The 21,743-nt window shown below is 35.7% G+C and carries 19 protein-coding genes, 1 tRNA gene and 1 pseudogene; 5 read left to right on the top strand and 16 right to left on the bottom strand.

Annotated elements, in window-relative coordinates; all coding sequences use genetic code 11:
- Nucleotides 1-17: 17 nt before the first annotated feature.
- The 4 genes from F823_RS0103010 to F823_RS0102995 form a co-directional block, all read right to left on the bottom strand.
- On the bottom strand, nucleotides 18-854 hold the full coding sequence (locus tag F823_RS0103010) for an ABC transporter permease (RefSeq protein ID WP_002846472.1): 837 nt from the start codon (nucleotides 852-854) through the stop codon (nucleotides 18-20).
- On the bottom strand, nucleotides 847-1,179 hold the full coding sequence (locus F823_RS11300; protein ID WP_021934687.1) for a hypothetical protein: 333 nt from the start codon (nucleotides 1,177-1,179) through the stop codon (nucleotides 847-849). The genes F823_RS0103010 and F823_RS11300 overlap by 8 nt, the downstream gene beginning before the upstream one ends.
- A gap of 23 nt (nucleotides 1,180-1,202) precedes the next feature.
- Entirely contained in the window at nucleotides 1,203-1,760 is a 558-nt protein-coding gene (locus F823_RS11295) for an ATP-binding cassette domain-containing protein (protein ID WP_002842925.1), read from the bottom strand.
- 132 nt (nucleotides 1,761-1,892) lie between these two features.
- Nucleotides 1,893-2,600, bottom strand: a complete 708-nt coding sequence (locus F823_RS0102995; RefSeq protein ID WP_002842916.1) for a response regulator transcription factor — start codon at nucleotides 2,598-2,600, stop codon at nucleotides 1,893-1,895.
- A gap of 259 nt (nucleotides 2,601-2,859) precedes the next feature.
- Between F823_RS0102995 and F823_RS0102990 the strand changes: the two genes are divergently transcribed.
- Both F823_RS0102990 and F823_RS0102985 read left to right on the top strand, forming a co-directional pair.
- Nucleotides 2,860-3,168 carry a hypothetical protein gene (locus F823_RS0102990; RefSeq protein WP_002846471.1) on the top strand — a complete coding sequence of 103 codons (309 nt, stop codon included), beginning with the start codon at nucleotides 2,860-2,862 and terminating at the stop codon, nucleotides 3,166-3,168.
- 129 nt (nucleotides 3,169-3,297) lie between these two features.
- Entirely contained in the window at nucleotides 3,298-3,738 is a 441-nt protein-coding gene (locus F823_RS0102985) for a hypothetical protein (RefSeq protein WP_242821656.1), read from the top strand.
- 187 nt (nucleotides 3,739-3,925) lie between these two features.
- On the opposite strand, the gene F823_RS0102980 is transcribed toward F823_RS0102985, so the two are convergent.
- From F823_RS0102980 to F823_RS0102965, 4 genes are all read right to left on the bottom strand, one after another.
- Nucleotides 3,926-4,510 (bottom strand): indolepyruvate oxidoreductase subunit beta, encoded by a 585-nt coding sequence (locus F823_RS0102980; RefSeq protein ID WP_002842870.1) that lies wholly within the window; start codon nucleotides 4,508-4,510, stop codon nucleotides 3,926-3,928.
- A gap of 19 nt (nucleotides 4,511-4,529) precedes the next feature.
- Nucleotides 4,530-6,317 (bottom strand): thiamine pyrophosphate-dependent enzyme, encoded by a 1,788-nt coding sequence (locus F823_RS0102975; RefSeq protein ID WP_002846468.1) that lies wholly within the window; start codon nucleotides 6,315-6,317, stop codon nucleotides 4,530-4,532.
- A gap of 351 nt (nucleotides 6,318-6,668) precedes the next feature.
- The gene (gene adhE / locus F823_RS0102970) at nucleotides 6,669-9,302 is read right to left on the bottom strand and encodes a bifunctional acetaldehyde-CoA/alcohol dehydrogenase (protein WP_002846467.1); all 2,634 of its coding nucleotides are present in this window, start codon (nucleotides 9,300-9,302) and stop codon (nucleotides 6,669-6,671) included.
- Between the two features lie 423 nt (nucleotides 9,303-9,725).
- Entirely contained in the window at nucleotides 9,726-11,048 is a 1,323-nt protein-coding gene (locus F823_RS0102965) for a metallophosphoesterase (RefSeq protein WP_002846465.1), read from the bottom strand.
- Between the two features lie 146 nt (nucleotides 11,049-11,194).
- Between F823_RS0102965 and F823_RS0102960 the strand changes: the two genes are divergently transcribed.
- A tRNA-Arg gene (locus tag F823_RS0102960) sits at nucleotides 11,195-11,268 on the top strand.
- A gap of 158 nt (nucleotides 11,269-11,426) precedes the next feature.
- Here F823_RS0102960 and sigH read toward each other — a convergent pair.
- The 8 genes from sigH to F823_RS0102920 form a co-directional block, all read right to left on the bottom strand.
- The gene (gene sigH, locus F823_RS0102955) at nucleotides 11,427-12,080 is read right to left on the bottom strand and encodes an RNA polymerase sporulation sigma factor SigH (protein WP_002846464.1); all 654 of its coding nucleotides are present in this window, start codon (nucleotides 12,078-12,080) and stop codon (nucleotides 11,427-11,429) included.
- 17 nt (nucleotides 12,081-12,097) lie between these two features.
- On the bottom strand, nucleotides 12,098-12,658 hold the full coding sequence (locus F823_RS0102950) for an NYN domain-containing protein (RefSeq protein ID WP_002843075.1): 561 nt from the start codon (nucleotides 12,656-12,658) through the stop codon (nucleotides 12,098-12,100).
- Nucleotides 12,624-13,358, bottom strand: a complete 735-nt coding sequence (gene rlmB, locus F823_RS0102945; RefSeq protein WP_002846462.1) for a 23S rRNA (guanosine(2251)-2'-O)-methyltransferase RlmB — start codon at nucleotides 13,356-13,358, stop codon at nucleotides 12,624-12,626. Before rlmB ends, F823_RS0102950 begins: the two co-directional genes overlap by 35 nt.
- A 12-nt stretch (nucleotides 13,359-13,370) precedes the next feature.
- The gene (locus F823_RS0102940; RefSeq protein WP_002842866.1) at nucleotides 13,371-13,778 is read right to left on the bottom strand and encodes a Mini-ribonuclease 3; all 408 of its coding nucleotides are present in this window, start codon (nucleotides 13,776-13,778) and stop codon (nucleotides 13,371-13,373) included.
- Complete coding sequence (gene cysS / locus F823_RS0102935) at nucleotides 13,763-15,166, bottom strand: cysteine--tRNA ligase (protein ID WP_002842983.1); 1,404 nt, start codon at nucleotides 15,164-15,166, stop codon at nucleotides 13,763-13,765. Before cysS ends, F823_RS0102940 begins: the two co-directional genes overlap by 16 nt.
- Before the next feature lie 19 nt (nucleotides 15,167-15,185).
- Nucleotides 15,186-17,651 (bottom strand): cell wall-binding repeat-containing protein, encoded by a 2,466-nt coding sequence (locus F823_RS0102930; RefSeq protein ID WP_019595364.1) that lies wholly within the window; start codon nucleotides 17,649-17,651, stop codon nucleotides 15,186-15,188.
- A 188-nt stretch (nucleotides 17,652-17,839) separates the two neighbouring features.
- Complete coding sequence (locus tag F823_RS0102925) at nucleotides 17,840-18,586, bottom strand: TIGR03943 family putative permease subunit (protein ID WP_002842887.1); 747 nt, start codon at nucleotides 18,584-18,586, stop codon at nucleotides 17,840-17,842.
- Complete coding sequence (locus F823_RS0102920) at nucleotides 18,579-20,228, bottom strand: permease (protein ID WP_002846459.1); 1,650 nt, start codon at nucleotides 20,226-20,228, stop codon at nucleotides 18,579-18,581. Before F823_RS0102920 ends, F823_RS0102925 begins: the two co-directional genes overlap by 8 nt.
- A 154-nt stretch (nucleotides 20,229-20,382) precedes the next feature.
- Between F823_RS0102920 and F823_RS0102915 the strand changes: the two genes are divergently transcribed.
- Nucleotides 20,383-21,423 (top strand): CobW family GTP-binding protein, encoded by a 1,041-nt coding sequence (locus F823_RS0102915; protein ID WP_002846458.1) that lies wholly within the window; start codon nucleotides 20,383-20,385, stop codon nucleotides 21,421-21,423.
- A gap of 207 nt (nucleotides 21,424-21,630) precedes the next feature.
- Nucleotides 21,631-21,743, top strand: a pseudogene (locus F823_RS11525) (IS30 family transposase); the annotation flags it as partial.

Below are 21,743 nucleotides of genomic sequence, written 5' to 3'. Positions count from 1 at the left end.
CATTCATTACTATCGTATTACCTTACATCACGTTTTGAAAATACCCTAGTTGTGATAAAACTCCATACAAGTATCCATACAATTGCCAAGATTGTTACAAATAAAAGATGATCATATACCTTGTTATCACCTACTAACCAAGATTCTAGAGAATAAAGACCTATATTAAATCCTTTTACTCCTACAAACTTAGTTATTGCATAATTTATACCCGTATATATTGATCTACTCATTCCTAGTGACAACAATACCGTAACCAATAAACCTACATATGCTGAATTGACCAACATAGTAATGGCCACTGCAAATATACTAAATGCCGTCAACAAAAGATACTGTACCACGAAGTTATATATCAAGGTTGATACATCACCCAACCTCAACCAATCGCCTAATATTATCTTACCTATAGCAAAATCAAATACATAGTACATGGTTAAAAATGCCAATGTTATCATTCCTGTACTTATAAATTTGGCAAGAGCAATATGCTCTCTTGATGAAACTGCACCTGCTATATTCTTCCTAAATCCCTTTTTATTGTCAGCACTCGAAAACATGATTATTGGAACGACTGCCAGTAATACAGTACCTCCCCCTAAACCATTTTCTGTTATATGTCTATTCAAATCCATCCCCTTTTCTAAATAGGTTTCTGAACCATTATCAAGGGCAATCGCAAAACCAGTATCTTCGGGAGATGTAGCCGTTCCTATTGAGGCACCTGCCCCTTGGTTAATAGTCATCTGTTGCATAAGACAGGCAAATAATGCATATATAATTACTGCAACTGCAAGCTTTAACCACATTCCTTTTACAAATCTATACCTGTCCATCTTCACTAAATTAAACATTTGCACTACCTCCTACCATGTCCAAATAAAACGATTCTAAGTCTTTAGACTCCATCGCAAGTCTGCGCACAGCAACACCATTTTTTGCTAGTTCTATTGATATGTTGTCTGCCTTATCAAAATCATCGTATATATGGACCAGTTCATTGCTAATCACCTTATATTTTTTAATACATAAAGAATCTAAAACTGGTATTGTTTTAGCTGTATCAGAAACATCTAGTATCATCACTTCCTCACTTTTAGACTCCAACTCTTCCTTTGTCATCTCTGCTACTAATTTTCCACCTGATATAAAACCATAACTTGTAGCAATCCTAGACAATTCTTCCAAAAGGTGACTAGAAATTATAAATGTGATATTTTTTCTCTGTTTAATTTCAATATAAGCTCTCTTATTTCAACTATACCCTGTGGGTCCAAACCATTGATTGGTTCATCCAACAATACTAGATCTGGATTTCCAACCATAGCCAAGGCTATACCCAATCTCTGTCTCATACCTAGTGAAAATCCCTTTGTCTTCTTCTTTCCTACATTTTCCAATCCAACTAAATGAAGCAACTCATTTTCATGCCCCTTACGAGTAACTCCCTGTGCTATAGCCTTTAGATGCAAGTTATCCCATGCACTTAAATTTGGAAATATGCCCGGCTCTTCAATCAATGCACCTATATTGGTATTTAAGTGCATGGCCTCCTTTCTCCTTTTTCCATAAAAGAGAATTTCCCCACTAGAGGGTTCAGCAAGATTTGCTAACATTCTCAATATAGTGGTTTTACCTGCACCATTTTTACCAATTAAGCCATATATGTCTCCTTTTTTTATTGAGAGATTTATATTTTCAGCAGCCTTTTGTTTTCCGTATACTTTTTCTAAATTTGTCGTCTGAAGTATATAATCCATAAAATTCCCTTTCTTAACTACTTTATATTATTTGTTATAATAATATAATACTCTCGTAATTTTAAAATATATCAAGCAAAGTTTAAAGAAAGTTTAAAGTTTATAAAACCACTTACTCATACACTCTAGATTTTACTTGGATAGTCTAAATCCAATTCCCCATATTGTGTCAATATAAGGTTCATCTGAAAATTCTCCTATTTTTTTCCTTATATTACTAATGTGCACACTTATAGTCCTATCATCTCCTGTATATATTTCACCCCATATTATCTCATAAATATCCTGTTTTGAGAAAATCCTTTTTTGATTTTTCAAAAATAATTCTAATATTTTAAATTCATACTTTGTCAAAATTAACTCTTTACCACATACAAATACATCAAAAGTTTCCGGAAATAATTCTAAATCTCTATATCTTAAAACATTTTCCATATTTTCAGCCTTATTATCTAACTTGGACACCTGAGAAATTCTAGCCTGTACCCCAATTCTCGCAAGCAGTTCTTTATTATCAAAAGGCTTTGTAATATAATCATTGGCTCCAGCATCAAGCAGTTTCACCTTGTCAACAATGTCACTTATAGCTGACACTACAATTACTGGTACATCCAAAATATCCTTTATCTGGGGCAACAACTCATATCCATCTATTCCCGGTAAAAATAGGTCCATTATTATGATATCTATTTCCTCTTTTCTTGATTGGCAATTGAGTAGACCTTCACTTCCTGAATAAGCTTGAATTACACCAAATCCATTCTTCTCAAGCACTCTTTTTTCAATATCGTTTATACTCACATCGTCTTCTATAATTAAAACGTTTAATTTATTATTCATAAAAACTATCACCACCTCTAATTATATTCTATACCATAAAAAACTAAATTTAACTAAAAATAATAAAAAATACATTCTAAATTGCAATATCAATTCATATGATTATAAAAACAGGAATTTAAAATTCATGTATTTTTGTATTGACATTTTATTCCAATCATTATATCATTAAGCTAAATATAGACATATTTATTGTCTTAATAATATATTACTAATTATTTTTTCTCGTGTATTTGCATTGTAGAAAGGGGACGTGTTTATGAAACTTAAAAAGGGTTTATGTCTTGTTTTGTCGATGTCAATTTTGATGACTTTTACTATTCGCTCTCATGCTCAGGACAAAGAATTTATAAACATTAATATAACCACTGAAGAAGAACTGTTTAATGATAATGATATCAAATTATCTAGAAGTAGCAGCAGTCCCTCAGTTAAGGATGACAATTTGGACGAATTAACACGAAAAAGAGATTTTTTGATAAGAGAAAATTATAATGTTTATAGAAACAAAATAAAGTCAGGAGCAATCGGGTATAACAAATATTTTAAAGAAATGCTAGATTCATAATACGGCATTAGTAACTTTTTCACTAAAAAATTTGTTGATTCTAGTAATAAGGATATCTTAAAAAAAGAAATCTTATTCATAAATTTCATGAATAATAATGATTGTACATTTATAAACGTACAAGGTTTTTTGCCTAGTTACTACAGTTCTTTTGAGAGCCTTGTTTATAGAAATAATAACGACCAAAAAGATCTTGTTAAACAGACTAAGCAGATGACAGAAGAAGAGTTAAAAAAATTATTTGAATTTTATCTAGAAAATATAGAAGATTATTTGAATAGCACAAAATCTAGCGTAGAATCTGTGTATCAAACTGTTTACCCTATAGGTATAGATAATCTTAGTGATGACTTTGAGAAAGACATAAGAAATAAGTACAAAGAAAAATCTCTTGAATATGCTGGAGAAGATTCAAGAATAAAGGCTTTTTTTGAACTGATTAATAAAGATGATACAGACAAGTTAAATTTTTATATAGATTCTAAATTACAATATCAAATATCACATTTTCCTCCGATAGCTTTGAATTTTAAGCTGTATAATAATATATTCTGCAAAGTAACAAAGTGAAATACATTCTTACAGTAGAAATAACACTACAAAAGTGTGAATCTGATACTGTTAGGAAATGCTTATAAAAAACAACGAAGCTGGTGTATCTTTTCACTCACCAGCTAACGTTGTTTGAATCCCCATTAATCTTATTTAACAAAGATCCCAAAATTTTCTATAAATATATATTCTTTAATCTAAGCTACTATTTAGCCATCTCTCTACCGGCTGCAAATGCCTTTTTATTTAGTTCAACAAACTTTTCAGGAACACTAGACACTATAGCCTCTATCCATTTATCTTCTGGTATATCCTCTACAAACATTGAGCAAACACCTAGTAAAACTATGTTTGCAGCTGATTTATTTCCTAATTCAACTGCCTTAGCTGTACAGTCTTCAAATATGACCCTACCGGCATATTTATTTAATTCTTCTTCTATATCGGTAGCATATTCTTCTACACCCTGCTGGACAAGAGTTGGAGCCATCTCATACCTGTTTACTATAGCTACTGATGTGTCTTTCTTTAGCTCTTTTCTAAATCTTCTACCCTCTAGGGCTTCAAAACCTATCAGTATATCCACATCTCCTGGTCTCACGTTAGGAGAAAATACTTTTTCACCTATTCTTATACTTCCCCATACCTTACCACCTCTTTGTGATAGGCCTACAACGTCATTAGTCTTTACGTCAAGTCCTGCTAGATGGGCTGCCTGAGCTATTATCTTGGTAGTCATTACAAGACCCTGACCACCTACACCTGCTAAAATTATATTTGTATTTGCCATTTTACTTCCCTCCATAATACTACTTAGATTCTTTTCTCTTTATTGCACCAACTGGGCAAACTTGAGCACATATACCACAACCTACACACTGGTTTGGATCTATTGATGATTTTAGTTTTTCTATACCATCATACTTCTTCATTCTTAGAGGAGGACAGTTAGTTTTGATACAAGTCTTACATCCTATACATATTGTTGGATCTACTTCAAATGGAGTTTCTTTTACCTTGTATCTCAAGGCACACGGTCTACTTGTTAAGATTACTGATACACCCTTTCTCTTAGTAGCTCCAACGATTGCTTCTTTTGCTTCTTTGTAGTTGAACTGGTCTATCACCTGGATATCATCAAAGCCCATATTTCTAAGAGTCGCCTCTATAGATATATCCTGGCCTGTCTGGTCCATATGAAATGACTCACCTGTTGGCTGACCACCAGTCATGGCTGTTGTAGCATTATCTAGGACTATCATAGTGATGTTTTCGTCGCCCTTTAGCTGGTACTGTAGGTTGGCAAAGCCTGGTATTCCTGAATGGAAGAATGTACCATCGCCTATTACACCTACTACTGGCTTGTCTACATCACCTTGCTTGTCCATAGCATATCTTAGACCCTTTATGATACCAAGAGATGCACCCATACTGATATTTACCTTTAGGACTTCCCATGGGTACAATAATCCCATTGTATAGCAGCCTATATCTCCTACAACTGTCACCTTAGACTTTTTCAGTATATCGAATACTGGTCTATGAGGACATCCTGCACAGAATAATGGACCTCTAGCTGTAGTGTCGTCCTTGGCTGGATCTAGTAGTTTCCTTTCCTTTAGGACACCTATCTTTACTAGGCCTTCTTCTATTACTTCTGAGTGTAGTTCATTAGTAAAGCTGAAATACTCCTTACCTACACAGTCTATACCATTTAACTTTAACTCATTTTCAATAAATGGCATCATTTCTTCTATTACTATTACTTTTGAATACTTTTTAGCAAGATTTTTGATCTTGTCTATTGGAAGTGGATATACCATACCTAGCTTCAGTACATCCACGTCTGGACAGACTTCCTTGAAGTTGTAGTAACATATACCTGATGTTATAACTAGGCTATCACTCCCATATTCTTCTAGCTTGTTTATACTTAAATCGTTGGCAGCTTCCTGTAACTTTTCGATTCTTTCTTTCATTGTGTACTGGTGCTTAAAGGTATGAGGAGGCAACATACAAGAAAGTGATGGCTTGCCACTGAACTTCGGTCCCATCTTTTCTTCTCTTTGACCTATCTCTACTAGGGACCTAGCATGACATATCCTACTTGTTATTCTCATCATTACTGGCATCTGGTATTCTTCACTGATATCAAGGCCTGCCTTTACATAGTCCTTGGCATCCTGTGAGTCAGCTGGGTCGAATATAGCCATATTGGCAAACTTACCTAGTATTCTATTGTCCTGTTCATTCTGTGAACTTGACATACCTGGGTCATCACCTGATACTAGCATAAATCCTGCATCTATAGGCGACTGAGTAAAACTCATCAATGGGTCCATACATATATTGACACCAACGTGCTTCATAGTTACAAGTGTCCTAAGCCCACCATAACAAGAACCTATACCTACTTCAAGCGCAACCTTCTCATTCATTGAAAACTCTGAATATATATCATCGCTGTACTCGCTTTTCATAGATTCGATTACATCAACGGTTGGTGATCCTGGGTATGCTGTTGCAACCATACCACCTGCTTCATAAAAACCTCTAGCAATAGCCTGATTACCACTTAATATTTCTTTTTTGCTCATTTGTCCTTCTCCTTTACCTTTTTCGATTTATAAACTCTGTTTTTTAAGTAAAACTTTAATTTCATAATAGGAAATCGTTATATTGCTAATATACCCAAAATACAGGTATCTAATTTTTTTATTTGTAGAAATTTTCAAATTGTTTAATTAAACTCTAAACCAATAAATATCCACATTTAATATTGAAAACTCCAATTTCATCTTTGAAACTTAATATAATTGTTTATTTTGCTATTTAAATTAAACTTTTTGTCATCCTCTTAAAATAAAAATACCACGAGAAAATAATTTTCTCATGGTATTTATAGTATATGATATTATAAATTGTAAAAATCTAATCTCTACAGATTACTATTTTCCATAGTAGGCATTTAAGTACATCTCCTTTAGTTCTTCAACTAATGGATATCTTGGGTTGGCACCTGTACATTGGTCATCAAATGCCTGTAAAGTCATGTCATCTAAACTATCCAAGAAGGCTTTTTCATCTATGCCGGCTTCCTTGATGCTAGCTGGAACTCCAGTTTCCTTTCTCAAGTCTTCTATAGCCTTTATAAGGTTGTTTACTGTTTCCATGTCATCATTTCCAGACTTAACACCGCAGAATCTAGCAAATTCAGCATATCTTTCAACGCAGTCAGGATACTTGTACTGAGGGAAAGTTCCCATCTTTACTGGGGCCTCTGAACAGTTGTATTTTATAACATGAGTTATTAACATAGCATTGGCCACACCGTGCTGAACATGGTGGAAGGCTCCTAACTTATGAGCCATTGAGTGACACACTCCCAAGAAAGCATTAGCAAATGCCATACCTGCCATAGTTGATGCTATAGCCATCTTTTCTCTTGCCTTTTCATTAGTAGTTCCTTCTCTGTAGGCCTGAGGAAGGTATTCGAATATAGATTTACCAGCCTTAAGAGCAAGTCCATCTGCTGGCTCTGACCTCATAACTGATACGTATGCTTCTAGAGCATGTGTCAAGGCATCTATACCTGATGAAGCAGTCAACCTAGGTGGCATATCCATCATCATATCAGCATCTACAATAGCCATATTTGGAAGTAGCTCATAGTCTGCTAGAGGATACTTTATACCAGCATCCTGGTCAGTTATTACGGCAAATGGAGTAACTTCTGAACCAGTACCTGCTGATGTTGCTATTGCACAGAAGTAGGCTTTTTCACCCATCTTAGGGAATGTATATACCCTCTTTCTTATATCCATAAATGTCATTGCCATATCCTTGAAATCAGCCTCAGGATGTTCATACATAACCCACATAATCTTACCAGCATCCATAGCTGAACCACCACCTACAGCTATTATAAGGTCCGGTTCAAAGCTCTTCATGGCCTCTGCACCACGTCTTGCACAAGCTAAAGTTGGATCAGGCTCAACATCAAAGAATGTAGTATGTACAATGCCCATAGCATCTAGCTGGTCTGTTATATTCTTTGTGTAACCATTCTTATATAGGAAAGAGTCAGTCACTATAAATGCCTTTTTCTTGTTCATAACATCCTTAAATTCCTGCATAGCAACAGGTAAACATCCCTTTTTGAAATATACCTTTTCAGGTGTCCTAAACCAAAGCATATTCTCTCTCCTCTCAGCTACAGTTTTTGTATTTAATAAGTGCTTTACACCAACATTTTCAGATACTGAATTTCCACCCCAGGAACCACATCCAAGTGTAAATGATGGTGCTAGCTTAAAGTTGTAAAGGTCACCTATACCACCCTGAGATGATGGAGTATTGACTACTATCCTACAAGTCTTCATAGACTTGATAAACTTGTCTAGTTTTTCCTTACACTTTATAGTGTCTATATATAGTGATGATGTGTGTCCAAGACCACCTTGTTCTACTAGGTGCTCTGCCTTTTGAACAGCATCATCAAAATTTTCATACTTGTACATAGCTAAAATAGGTGAAAGTTTTTCATGGGCAAATGGCTCCACAAAATCTGTTTGCTCAACCTCCGCTATGACTATTCTGGCAGTTTTTGGTATATCAACACCTGCCAACTTACCTAGATTTCTAGGTGATTGACCTACGATTTTACTATTCAATCCACCAGCTTCATTCAAAATTATTTTTCTAAACTTATCTACTTCATCGCCCTTTAGAAGATAGGCTCCCCTGTATACAAATTCATCCCTTATCAAATCATAGTCCTTGGCTGGCACTAATACTGACTGCTCTGATGCACATATCATACCATTGTCAAAAGACTTAGATAGGATTATTGAACTTACTGCTGTCTTATAGTCAGCGCTCTCGTCGATTATAGCTGGAACATTACCAGCCCCTACACCAACAGCTGGCTTGCCTGATGAATAAGCTGAATGCACCATACCAGGACCTCCAGTTGCCAATATTAAATCCGCTTCCTTCATCAATTCTGCTGTAAGTTCTATAGATGGTTCATCAACCCATGCTATTATTCCCTCTGGAGCCCCCGCCTTTACAGCTGCCTCCAATACAGTCTTAGCAGCAGCTATAGTCGATTTTTTTGCCCTTGGATGTGGGGATATTATTATACCATTTCTAGTCTTTAAAGATATCAATGTCTTAAATATTGCAGTTGAAGTAGGATTAGTAGTAGGTATAACCGCTGCTATAACACCAACTGGTTCATATATTTTCTTGATTCCAAAAGCATCATCTTGTTCTACCAGACCACAAGTTTTTGTATTTTTATAGGCATTGTAAGTATATTCAGCAGCATAGTTGTTCTTGATGACCTTGTCCTCAAGAATACCCATTCCAGTCTCTTTGTTTGCCATTATAGCTAGGTCTATCCTTTTGTGGTTGGCTGCAAGAGCCGCTTCCCTAAATATATGGTCTACTTTCTCCTGGCTGAAGCTGGCAAATATATTCTGAGCCTCTCTTACCTCTTTTAGTTTTCTCTCAAAAGTACTTAGGTCTTTTACAATATAATCCTTATCTTCTTGTATTGCTTGGTTTTGCTTTGACATCTCTCTACCTCCAAAATCATAATAATATGGGCCCGTTTTTAAATAAATAGTATTAAATAAGTTTATTATCGTTTATTTATTAACATTATTGTACTCCCACTCTGTTTATTTGTCAACATATTAACTGATAAATTTTATGAATTTTTTATGTTTTTTTGTCAAATTAATAGGGTTTTTTATGATAATTACCTATTAAACCTATTATTTATAGATTTTCAAGCTTTCCTAACTATAAATAATGTTTAATTATAAACAATATATCCTTTATTTTATAACCTTATCTTTATTTTATTGTTAATTTATTATCCTAAAATATCGAGATAACGATCTCCCCTTTAATTATATAAATTTAGCGTAGAAGAGCCAAATAAGCATCAGCTATACATCTACGCTAAAAACTACTCTATTATATTGTAAATATATCTAAGACCTTATATCAAATTTATTGTGGTCTTTAGGATCTTCTGAATATATACTCTCCAAATAAGATGCCAAAAAAGTCTTATCACAATACTTTTGCCAAAATCTATAGCCATCACTCTTGATATTGAGTTCTGGATGCTCTAACATCCTTCCTGAAAAATATGCTATACTAGTATCGACCATAAAATTCATCATCTTGTATTTTTCTTCTTCATCTATTTCAATATTCTTTATAACCCTATCCGTCTGATTCTTTGTCGCCCTCACTATAAATTCCCTTGAATAATTCTTAAAGTTCAAGAGGTTTTTGTCTGGCTTTGAATACAACTGTGCCCACTTTTCTATATCTAGCCTCATGGTCTCGTAGGATATATCTCCCCTGAGTCCTATACTGATTACAGAATATTGGTTTGGATATAGGCTAAGACAAGATACGGCAGCATCATATACATTCTTGTACTCTGCAAGGTGTTGAGAATGCATATGACCACTTAGGTTTAGCCTTACATTGTACTTGTTGTAGAGGTCTACTAGCTTGGAACTGTTATCTATCTTGTAGCCTGATACAAACATCTTGTTGTGGGCAAGGATATTTTGGTGGCTGACCCCTATCACCCTTTCATTTCTCTTGTGAGCGCTTATCAAAGCGTTTTCTATCCACCTATATGTAGAATTGCAGATGTACTTTTTATTCTTGCCTGTGTTTGTATCTAGCATCAATAAGCTAACCCCTGGGCTAAGCCTGTATAGGTAGCTCAGTGAATGCTTGTCCCTTGATATGACTCTAGATGAATCTCCATATCCAAAATCCCTATATATATTTACAAATTCATCTATTGATACGTTGTCTACTTCTTGGTCTTGGTCTCCAAAAAAACTACAAGAAATTTCATTGTCTATGTCGTGGTTGCCCGGTATTACAACAACCGGTATCTTGTTGGACCTAAGAACCATCAACTTATCCCTTAGATCTATATGGCTTAGTCTTTCGCCATTAAAGGTTAAATCACCGCTAAATACAACCAGGTCTGGCTTGGTATTTATGCACTCCTGTACAAAGCAGTCAAATATCTCCCTTACATACCTAACTGACTTGGCATCGAAGTACTCTACCTTATCCTCGAACGATTTTTTGTAATCTGTAAGCCTAGCAGATAAATAATGGAGGTCACTTATATGGTATATCTTTATCTCCTTGCTAACCCCGTCTCTAATCTCTTGTCTGACCTGGTCTGCTATTGAATTATCAACCTTTTCCTTATTCCTTGATAGATATAAAAAACCTGCTATAAAGGCTATTAACATACCTACAAATATATACATATCGATACCTCCCTTACTATCTTTTATATATTTTTATTATACACCCTAAACTAGATTTATAGACTATCTTTTCAATATCAAGCAAATTTTCCAAGAACTATTGTCCATTTTAGAAGTTTGTGGTAGAATATTTAGTGTAAATGTATGTCTTTGTAGCTCAGCAGGATAGAGCGTTCGCCTCCTAAGCGAAAGGTCGCTGGTTCGACTCCAGTCAGGGACACTTTTAGTACTGGTCATTTGACCAGTACTTTTTTATTTCCATAAAAAATAAAGAGGTGGACTAGCTTGTAATATATCACCCTCTTACTGCTAGGTCCAGTGAGGAAAATAGATATAACTTGGGTCAACCTCTTTTATACACTCTATAAATCATACGAGCTAGAGAACTACTTCAGAATACTCGCTCAGATTTTTTTCTAATTTTTTCTTTACCCTCTGGATAGCATTGTCTACAGATTTTGCATCCTTGCTTAGGGATATCGCTATATCACTATAGGACTGGCCTGATAGGTATCTGATAAAGACCTCTTCTTCAAACTTGCTCAAGGTCTTTTTCATCCTATTTTCCATATCCTTATAGGCTTCCTTGTCTATAACCAAGCCCTCTGGATCATTGTCTAGACTTGTAGTTACCATATCATATAGGGTTCTTTCTGATTCCTCTTCAAACATGGGTCTATTAAGAGATATGTATGTGTTTAGAGGTATATGCTTTTGCCTAGTAGCTGTCTTTATAGCCGTTATTATCTGTCTTGTAACACAGATATCTGCAAAATGCCTAAATGAACAAGTCTTATCTTCATCATAGTCCCTAATAGCCTTATATAATCCTATTAGTCCCTCTTGAATAATATCTTCTTTATCAGCCCCAACCAAGAAATAGGTCTTAGCCTTGGCCTTTACCATTATAGAGTATTTTTCTATTAATTTATTGATAGCGTATTTATCACCCTGTTTTGCCATATCTACAAGTTCATAATCTAGGTCTTGTTCATGGCATTTAGGGTGTTGGTCTTCTATCTCTTCCTGCATACAAAAATCCCCCTATTTTATTTTTTTCTCCTAATTTCTTCCAACCTAGAAAATACATCAGGAGATATCTTATTCTCCAACCTATTCATGTTGTTGTACTTCTTTATCCTAGAGTGATTGTCACGTCTTAGTTCTTCCTTGGCTGAAGAAAGGTCTCCTATCAGCTCTCTTGCAGGTATCCTAGAACATCCCTTGCCCAGGATTATCTGCTGCTCGGCATAGTCACTTGTTGCTACATATACCTCATCATACTTTGAAAGACCTGATATAAACTTCTCTATATAGGTATCCGCTGTCTGATTTTCCTTTGTAAATACAACCGTAACATCATGGTGGTGCTCTATTTTTTCATCCACGCCCTTTACATTATAGGCGTCAAATACCACATGGGCCTCATATCCCTTTATCTTGGAATACTCCATCACATAAGCTACCAACTTATTTCTTGCAGACTCCAAGTCATCTTCACCTAGCTTTTTAAGTACAGACCAAGCATTTATTACATTATAGCCATCTACTATCAAAATTTTTCTCGCTACATACTTATTTTTTTGCATTTCTCTGTCTATATACCTCATATAATAGTATACCACCTGCAACTGAAGCATTTAGGGATGTAACATTACCTGACATAGGCATAGATACAGTAAAATCACAGTTCTCCTTTGTCAGCCTAGATATTCCCTCTCCTTCACTTCCAACTACTAAGGCAAGTGGTCCTGTAAGGTTGGTCTGGTAAAATGCATCTCCACCCATATCTACGGCAGCTATCCATAGACCTTCCTCTTTTAGTTGTTTGATAGTATTTACTATATTTGTTACTTTACATACTGGTACATATTCAACAGCTCCTGCTGATGCCTTGGCAACTATAGGAGTTATATGTACACTCCTCCTCTTAGGTATGATAATACCATGAGCACCAACCGCATCTGCTGTCCTGATGATAGACCCTAAGTTGTGGGGGTCTGTAATACCATCAAGTATTATAAAAAATGGGTCTTCTTCTTTTTCCCTAGCCTTCTTTAGTATATCTGACAACTCATAATATACATAATCGCTAGTAAGGGCTATTACCCCTTGGTGGGCATGGCTCTCTGACATATCATCTAGCTTGTGTCTGTCAACCTGTTGGATAATTATGTTGTTATCCTTTGCCATACCTATTATCTTCTTTATTGAACCCTCCTTAGATCCCTTATTGACCATTATCTTTTCTATTGGCCTATTGTTCTTTAGGGCCTCTATTACGGGGTTTCTTCCTTCTATTAGAGCCAAAATATCACCGCCTTATCTGTTTTCTATTATATCTATCGACTCTTCTACCAAATAGTCTAGTCTGTCTATGTCACCTTTTAAATACACATATCCTATAACTGCTTCGAATCCGGTAGCATGCCTATAGTCTATAACGCTGGCATTTTTGGCAGCTGTGTTTTTCTTATGGTTTCTTCCTCTTTTAAATATTGTCGTCTCTTCCTCTGTCAGAATATCTTCTAGACCCTTTATAGCCTTTGACTGGGCATGGGCACTCACATATTTTATTGCAGACTTGTGAAGGTCATTTATCTTTAAGAATATATTTCTCTTTATCAAGTACTCTCTTATATACGATTCATATACTGTGTCGCCTAAATATGCCAAAGTGAGTGGCGATATCCTCGCCAACTCACTCTCTTTTATTATTTTCTCTTCCATTTTACACCCTGTCTTGTATCTTCTATTACTATGCCCATTTCTAATAGTTCTTCTCTGATCTTGTCAGCTAAGGCAAAGTCTTTGTTCTTTTTAGCCTCTGCTCTTTTTGCTATCATTTCTTCTACAGTCCTTGCCAAGTCGTCATTTTCTTCTACTGACTTGTTTGCTATATTAAGAACTCCTGTAAGTTCATTAAATAGGTCTATATTTAGTCCTATAAATTCCTTAGAAGATGTATCCTTGATATTTGTATTCATAAACTTGGCAAGTTCAAATATAGCTGAAATTGCATCAGATGTGTTCAAGTCGTCATCCATAGCCTCTATAAACTTGGTCTTGTATGAGTTTAATTCATCAACTAGACCTGTCTCTTCTGGACTCATCTTTGTATCCTCTAGCTTAGACATCATAAACTCTGCATTGTCTCTAGCATTCGTAAGTCTTTCAAGACCTGCCTTGGCCTGGTCTAGGATAGTGTCTGAGAAGTTGACTGGGTTTCTATAATGAGTAGATAATAGGAAGAATCTCACTAGTCCTAGGTCATACTTTTCAGCAATTTCCCTTACTGTAAAGAAGTTTCCTAGGGACTTAGACATCTTTTCTCCATCTACATTTATATAACCATTGTGCATCCAATAGTTGGCAAATACATGTCCATTTCTACATTCACTCTGGGCTATTTCATTTTCGTGGTGAGGGAACTGTAAGTCCTGACCACCAGCATGGATATCTATTGTGTTGCCAAGGTACCTACTAGACATTACTGAACACTCTATATGCCAGCCTGGTCTACCTTCACCCCAAGGAGATTTCCAACCTGGTTCTCCGTCTTTTTTAGCCTTCCATAATACGAAATCTAGTGGATCTTCCTTCTTGTCGTCTACGTCTATTCTAGCACCTAACTCAAGTTCTTCTATATTCTGGTGGGATAGCTTGCCGTATTCCTTGAACTCCCTAGTCCTAAATAGGACATCTCCATTAGACTCGTATGCATATCCCTTGTCTACTAGGTCTTGAATAAAGCTTATAATTTCCTTTATATTGTCTGTTACCTGAGGATGAACTGTAGCCCTCTTTATGCCTAGGCCATCACAGTCTATAAAGTACTCCTTGATGTACTTTTCAGCCACTTCTTCAGGAGATATGCCTTCTTCATGACTTCTCTTGATGATCTTGTCATCTACATCAGTAAAGTTCTGAACATATGTTACTTCATAACCCCTGTACTCAAAATATCTTCTTAGTGTATCAAAAACAGTGAAAGGTCTTGCGTTTCCAAGATGTATAAAGTTATAAACTGTAGGTCCGCACACATACATCTTTACCTTTCCCTCTTCAAGAGGTATAAATTCCTCTTTTTTTCTTGTCATAGTATTATATACTTTCATTAGAGCACCTCCAAATTATTTACTTTGTATCTAAAATCATATTTATTAACTCTAGGCTTGCTACTTCATTATTTCCTATACCAACCTGGTATACTTTTCCTATCTTCATAGCTGATATGGCATCTCTTTGCTGCTTTTTAAGCTTAGAATGTGCTAGTACGATTGGAGATTTTGTCTTTGCAGCATAGGCTCCAACTGCCAAACCATCTATTAAAGAATCCTCTCTCGGTATGCCATCTTTGGCAACAAAGGCAAATTCTGAATTCCTATTCTTGTAGAAATAGTCTATTATACTTGCATTTGTATTATTTCTATTGTTACCGCTAAGTCTCAATGGATTCTTACTAGACTTTTCTAGTCCTTCACTTAAAGATCCACTTCCCCCTATTATATAGGTCTTTTCAATCTGGCCTATTTCAGTAGGTATATTAGCCTTCATATTATTGCCTACCAATATAATAGGTATATTTTTCTCTCCTGATATTGGTGAAAAGCTGATTGCATCGGCTAATCCCCTTCTTCCATTTACTAGGGCTACTGAATTGACACTTGTGTCTTTAGATTTTGATAACCTAGCGACTTCTTTTGCTATATTTTCACTGGTTTCATACCTATTTCTACCTGCTATTCTCTCAACCTTCATGCCTCTTTTTGAAAGGTATTCACTTATTTTCATAGATACAGAAGAGTCTCCACCTACTACTATGATGTTTTTGGCAGCCAATCTATTGATTTCATTTTCTATATCCGGATTTAACTTGTCCTTGTCTGTTATCAGTATAGGTGCAGACTTTAAACTTGCAAGAGATGTAGCTGTAAGGGCATCTGGCATAGACTTGCTATTTACAAGTACTACATTTTCCGAATTGGTCCAGCCTTTTTTTGATATCTCAACTGCTGTCTTGTACCTATTGCTTCCAGCTATTATATTTTCTCCACTCACCTTATTTTTGGATGTTATGGCCTTTATTACTGGATTAGTTGATTCAAGCCCCCCTATTTTCTTCATATCTACTAGGGAATCATTTATAAGCACAAATGACTCACCTGGGTTGGAACTTGACTTATACATCTTGTATCCGACTACGTCTTTTTCTATGTTTATTGTAGACTTTTGACCAGCCTGTGTATTGTCTATCCTAATACCTATAGCACCCTTGCCATTCAATCTATGGTTGTTGATATCTACTGTTGTATAGCCTGAGTGGTCTACCCTACCTGACTTGAGTAGTAATTTTTTACTGTAGTCATAACTATTAGATACATATGGTATATAGTATATTTCATAGTTTGCCCCCTGAGAGTCTGTTGCAAACATAACCCCCTGTAGGACCTCGCCTGCCTCAAAATTAAAGGCATTTGCTACTGTTAGGGCCTTGTCATCCCTAAGATTTGAGGACATAGAATACTCATGCTGGTATATCTTCTGACCCTGGTCCTTTTTTACATTGGATATTGCGTAGTTGTCTGAATATGACAATATATTCTTATCTTCATAAGAGATCCACATATAGCCACCTTCACTATTGTAGTTGCCCCAGCTGTTCTTTACTAGCCAAGCCCCATTTGAATTTGGCCTTGCAAGTCCTGTAAACTTGTCCCTCGGATAGTCATTGTCCCAACCTACAATAGTTATAGCATGGGTCTGACCCTTCTTGTCATCACAGTAAAAGGCATTCTTATCTAGACTCATATACCTCTTATCATCATAGTAACCACTCATAACAGCACCATACTTTAAGATTGCATTCTTGACAGACACCTCATCAGTGGCTACGTTTACTACATCGGTTACACGGTAGTCAAGCATCTTGGCACTATCATAGTTATATGGCTTTTTTGCACCTTGTTCAGTAGTCATCCTACCATTGTAGGGAATATCAGCCTCTAGCTTAGGTCCCATCCAAGATGTAAAGTATCCAACAGAAGTCTCATTTGTAGAACCTTCCGTATCGCCTATATTCCAATTGTATAGTCCACCCTTGCCCCACCATCTCATATGTTCTTCAGAAAGGTCATAGTCACCTAGGCCTGATTTTTTAAGATATGACTCAAGGGTCGCATTTCCGGCAAAGGTCCAGCATATACCTAGACTCTGCTGGTCTCTTACAGGGGTCATGTAACCTAGTGACCTTGGATCATACTTGCTAGATGCAGAAGTATATGTTCCAAAACCGCTCTGCTTTACAAAAGACCTCAGTCTAGTACCCCTAAAATCAAATGTAGTAATATCCATGGTATGGCCATCTTGGGTCTTAACTGGCTTTGGTATATTCACACTCTCCCCATTTACATTGTCTCCACCATTATCATCGCTACCATATATGATATCTACATCATTAAGACTGCTTGTTTCTGGACCATCATAGGCTCTAACTCCAGAGTGTCCTATTGGTCCTGCTAGCATTATACCTGTCAAAAAACAAAGTACAGCCTTCTTAAACTTATTGTCTTTTCTTAATTTCTTATTTCTATTATAAACCATTTATTAAATATCCTTTCACTCTGTACACATATGCAATCTTTCTCATACGCCACAAGCTCTAGACAAACTTCCTTAGTTTAAACCTCTTAAAACAAGGTCGAATTCCTAGCCAAATCATACTTAGCTTCATCAAAAATGCATACACTTGTACTACTACATCTTACCACGAAATCCCAATATATTCAACTTTACTGGATATATACATACTGGTCTGTAGGCTGTCTTGTAGGCTCAAAATCAACATCGCTTATCTGGGCCAACTCCTCATAATTATAGGTAAAAGTCTTCTTTGAACTTATCTTTCCAGTTACCCAATACCACTCGTTGTCCTTTAGTTTTTCATAGCCCTTGCCAGTATAAATAAAGCCACATGGCTGCATATCTGCCATACAACATACCATACCCATCCTGCCTAGGACGACGAATTTTCCCTTTTGGCTAGGATCCTTGAATACCCTTACCAATATTTTAAATTTAACATCCTTATAATTATCCCACATAAGACTAGAGTCATAGTACCACTTTAGGTACTTTGAGTCATCTATCTCTATATAATCCTTTCCAGGCTCCTTTTTATAGACTGTTTTTTCAAAAGTCTTTATATCATAGTCTGGTTTTGGCTGGTTGCTGACAAGGCTAGTCCCCTGAGATCTAACAACAAAGGCATCATTATTTATATAAAAAGTCACCATAAGAGGTATCATAAGGACAAAATACTTGGCTAACTGGTTCATATGCCTTGGCCTAAATAGGCTAGGTATAGAAAATACAGCTATCAATACTAAGACAAGCGCTGTAATTCCCAATATAAGGTTGAACTTTGGATGGACTAGGTCATTTATCCTGCCAGTTGCCAAACTTATACCTATGATAAGAGCCATAAATACCTCTATCAAAATCTGTACTAATACTTCATAATTTATCTTATTATACAAGTTTTAAGCCACCTCCCATCAGTGAAAATACCACAAATGAAATATATACAAGGACTGCTATCAACTTGAATACAAATCCCTTCTTAAAAGTACCCAACATTACGGACAAGTTGGTTACGTCCAACATAGGTCCCATTACCATAAAGGCAAGCAGAGAATTTAAGGGCATAATATTGTAAAATGACCTAGCTATAAAGGCATTTGAAGTAGAGCATATAGATATAAAGAATGCAGCTACAATCATAACCAATACAGATATGGAATTGACCTTATTTACCTGAAGGAATAACCCCTTTGGAACCATTACCTGTAATACTGAAGATATAAAGGCCCCTATAACCAAATAAAATCCCATCTTAAACAACTCATTCTTGGTATGGATAGATATGGCCTCTAGGTATCTCATCCTTCCCTTTAAATTCAGCCTTGCCAAAGACGCCTGACTGATAGAGTACTTATTTATATAATCCTTTATAATCTTATTACCCCATCCGTAAGACAAATCACCCTCAGTATTTATAAAATGGCCTTCAATATTAGATTGTCTAGATTTTCTCTTGTATAAAGTCTCCAAAACCATAAGGGAAAGTCCAGCAAATAAGGCTATCAATAGGCCAAATACCACCCTGTAGACCACCATCATAGGTTGGTTAGGAAAGGCGTATACTGTAGACATTATGACTACTGGATTTACTGCCGGTGAAGCCAACAAAAATGTTATGGCAACTGGAACTGAATATCCCTTTTTTACAATTGATGTCGCAATAGGAACCATTGCACAGTCACAAACAGGGAAAAATACACCTGCAAACAAGGCCGCCAACATAGATTTTGGACTAGTCTTGGCAAATATCCTATTGAATTTACCAGCAGGCACAAAAACCTGTATCAGACTAGATATTATGGCACCAATCAACAAAAATGGAAGAATCTGCACTAACAAACTAACAAAAATACCCATTATCCTCTGAAATGACTCCTTGTAGAAGTTTGGAAATACATACTTAAGACCTATAATCACCATATTAAATACCAAGAACATCATAGCAAATTTGACTATCTCAAGGTCTGATCTCGTCATCTTATCATTTATGATATCTGCCTCTTCCTCAACAAAGAGCTCATCGTCAGTAAATACATCACATGACTTGTTTATAGACTTTATAACACGAAACTTTTGGTCTAAGTCATCTTCATATACAGGTTGGTTGATAACAACTATATCACTGTTTTCTATCTTGTCCACTATAACAGACTCCATATTGGATATATAAGAATCAAAGGTCTTGTAGTCAACAAGGCTGATTAGGTTCTTGATATAGAATCCATCATCAAACTTCATCTCTAGAATATCTGCAATTTCCCACATACCATTGTATTCTACAACTATGTAGTCAGGCTTGTATTCTCCTATCTCCTTGTTTATCCTATCCTGGTTAAAATCATCTTTTTTGAATATGTCAACAGTCCTTATATCTAGACCCTCAACTTCAAAATCTGAATAAGACTCCATACCATATTCGCAATTTATTATTAGTATCCTGTCATAGTATCCTAGGACTTCATTTTTTATTAACTTTTTTATAAAAGTGGTCTTGCCTGACTCAAAAAAACCAGCCACAAGATCAATACATTTTGCCATTACAAGCTCCTTTTCTAATTTTTTTCATAGTCTTACAACCTATAATACCCTATTTTTTTAAACTTTTCATTAACTTTACTATAAATTAAGCTTTAAGTTATATGATAGACAAGAATTATAGATAAGTATTATCATTGGATATTAGGAGGTCATAATGGATAAGACAAAAATAGATATCATATCTGGTTTTTTAGGTTGTGGCAAGACAACATTTATAAAAAAAATCATAGAAGAAGCCAGTGATTTCTCCAACACAGTAATAATAGAAAACGAATTTGGGGAAGTAAATATAGATGGTAACCTTTTGAGAAGACACGGAGTAAACGTCAAGGAAATAACTGCCGGTTGCATCTGTTGCTCTGTATCAGGAGATTTCGATAAATCAATCAGGGAAATAAAGGACAAGTTCCAGCCGGAAAGAATAATAATAGAACCATCTGGCATAGGCAAACTATCTGATATAAGCTCAATATGTATGTCATATCCAGACCTATTTGAAATAAACAAGATGATAACTATACTGGATATAACCAAGTACTTTATGTACCTTAACAACTTTGGCGAGTTCTACTCTGACCAAATAGAACATTCAAATACAATCCTATTCTCTAGGCTCAATATGAAGGATAAAATGGGAATAGACCTGTCTGCTATCAAGGACAGTATAAAGGAATTGAACCACCACGTACATATAATAGATAAAGAATGGAATGAGTTCTCTAGCCTAGACCTACTTGAGTCAAAACTAGATGGACCTAAGGACCACAAGACTTCTGGATGCCATGGACATATCCTAGATGCATTCTCAGATTCATCATGCGGTTGTGGACATAACCATGAAGACCACGACCACCACCATGGAACTTGCTCTCATTCACACGACCATGATTCTTGTGGTCATGACCATACACACAAGCACTCTTCTGATGAGTTCTCAAATATATCAATAAAAGTCACTGAGGCCATGACAGAGGAAAAACTAGAAAATCTTCTAAAAACCCTAGACAAGGACCCTAGCCTAGGTCAAATCATAAGAGCCAAAGGTCAGGTCAGCTCATTTGACCACAACTTAGAATTTGACTATGTGCCTGGTGAGATAAATATATCAAAATCACCTGACAAAAACAAACCTATACTAGTAATAATAGGAAAAAACCTTAATATAGAAAAAATAGAGGACTTGTTTTGTAAATAAATAAGTCTCCTCCCTGTAAACCCCTATACAAAACAAAAAGCCAAGATGTTCACTCAAAGCATCCTGGCTTTTTTATTTTGAAATATTATGTAAAAATATATTTTGGTTGATTGTATAATCAATTTGTACAACTAAATAAAAAATGATTCATTGCGAATCCTGTGTTAAAATATAAGTCACAACACAAATACATACAGGAGGTCCAGAATGAATCGACTTAATTTTAACACAAAAAAGAGAAACTTTAAACACCTAAGTGAGTATGAAAGAGGAGAAATTTATGCCATGATCAAATTAGGTTGCTCAATATCTTCTATTGC

It is taken from the genome of Peptostreptococcus anaerobius VPI 4330 = DSM 2949 (assembly GCF_000381525.1).
Taxonomy (GTDB): domain Bacteria; phylum Bacillota; class Clostridia; order Peptostreptococcales; family Peptostreptococcaceae; genus Peptostreptococcus; species Peptostreptococcus anaerobius.
This window is presented reverse-complemented; position numbering and strand designations above follow the sequence as displayed.

Coding starts and splice junctions, on each gene's coding strand:
- F823_RS0103010 (WP_002846472.1), bottom strand. CDS start 854: ATGTTTAATTTAGTGAAGATGGACAGGTATAGATTTGTAAAAGGAATG.
- F823_RS11295 (WP_002842925.1), bottom strand. CDS start 1,760: ATGGATTATATACTTCAGACGACAAATTTAGAAAAAGTATACGGAAAA.
- F823_RS0102995 (WP_002842916.1), bottom strand. CDS start 2,600: ATGAATAATAAATTAAACGTTTTAATTATAGAAGACGATGTGAGTATA.
- F823_RS0102990 (WP_002846471.1), top strand. CDS start 2,860: ATGAAACTTAAAAAGGGTTTATGTCTTGTTTTGTCGATGTCAATTTTG.
- F823_RS0102980 (WP_002842870.1), bottom strand. CDS start 4,510: ATGGCAAATACAAATATAATTTTAGCAGGTGTAGGTGGTCAGGGTCTT.
- F823_RS0102975 (WP_002846468.1), bottom strand. CDS start 6,317: ATGAGCAAAAAAGAAATATTAAGTGGTAATCAGGCTATTGCTAGAGGT.
- adhE (WP_002846467.1), bottom strand. CDS start 9,302: ATGTCAAAGCAAAACCAAGCAATACAAGAAGATAAGGATTATATTGTA.
- F823_RS0102965 (WP_002846465.1), bottom strand. CDS start 11,048: ATGTATATATTTGTAGGTATGTTAATAGCCTTTATAGCAGGTTTTTTA.
- sigH (WP_002846464.1), bottom strand. CDS start 12,080: ATGCAGGAAGAGATAGAAGACCAACACCCTAAATGCCATGAACAAGAC.
- F823_RS0102950 (WP_002843075.1), bottom strand. CDS start 12,658: ATGAGGTATATAGACAGAGAAATGCAAAAAAATAAGTATGTAGCGAGA.
- F823_RS0102940 (WP_002842866.1), bottom strand. CDS start 13,778: ATGGAAGAGAAAATAATAAAAGAGAGTGAGTTGGCGAGGATATCGCCA.
- cysS (WP_002842983.1), bottom strand. CDS start 15,166: ATGAAAGTATATAATACTATGACAAGAAAAAAAGAGGAATTTATACCT.
- F823_RS0102930 (WP_019595364.1), bottom strand. CDS start 17,651: ATGGTTTATAATAGAAATAAGAAATTAAGAAAAGACAATAAGTTTAAG.
- F823_RS0102920 (WP_002846459.1), bottom strand. CDS start 20,228: ATGGCAAAATGTATTGATCTTGTGGCTGGTTTTTTTGAGTCAGGCAAG.
- F823_RS0102915 (WP_002846458.1), top strand. CDS start 20,383: ATGGATAAGACAAAAATAGATATCATATCTGGTTTTTTAGGTTGTGGC.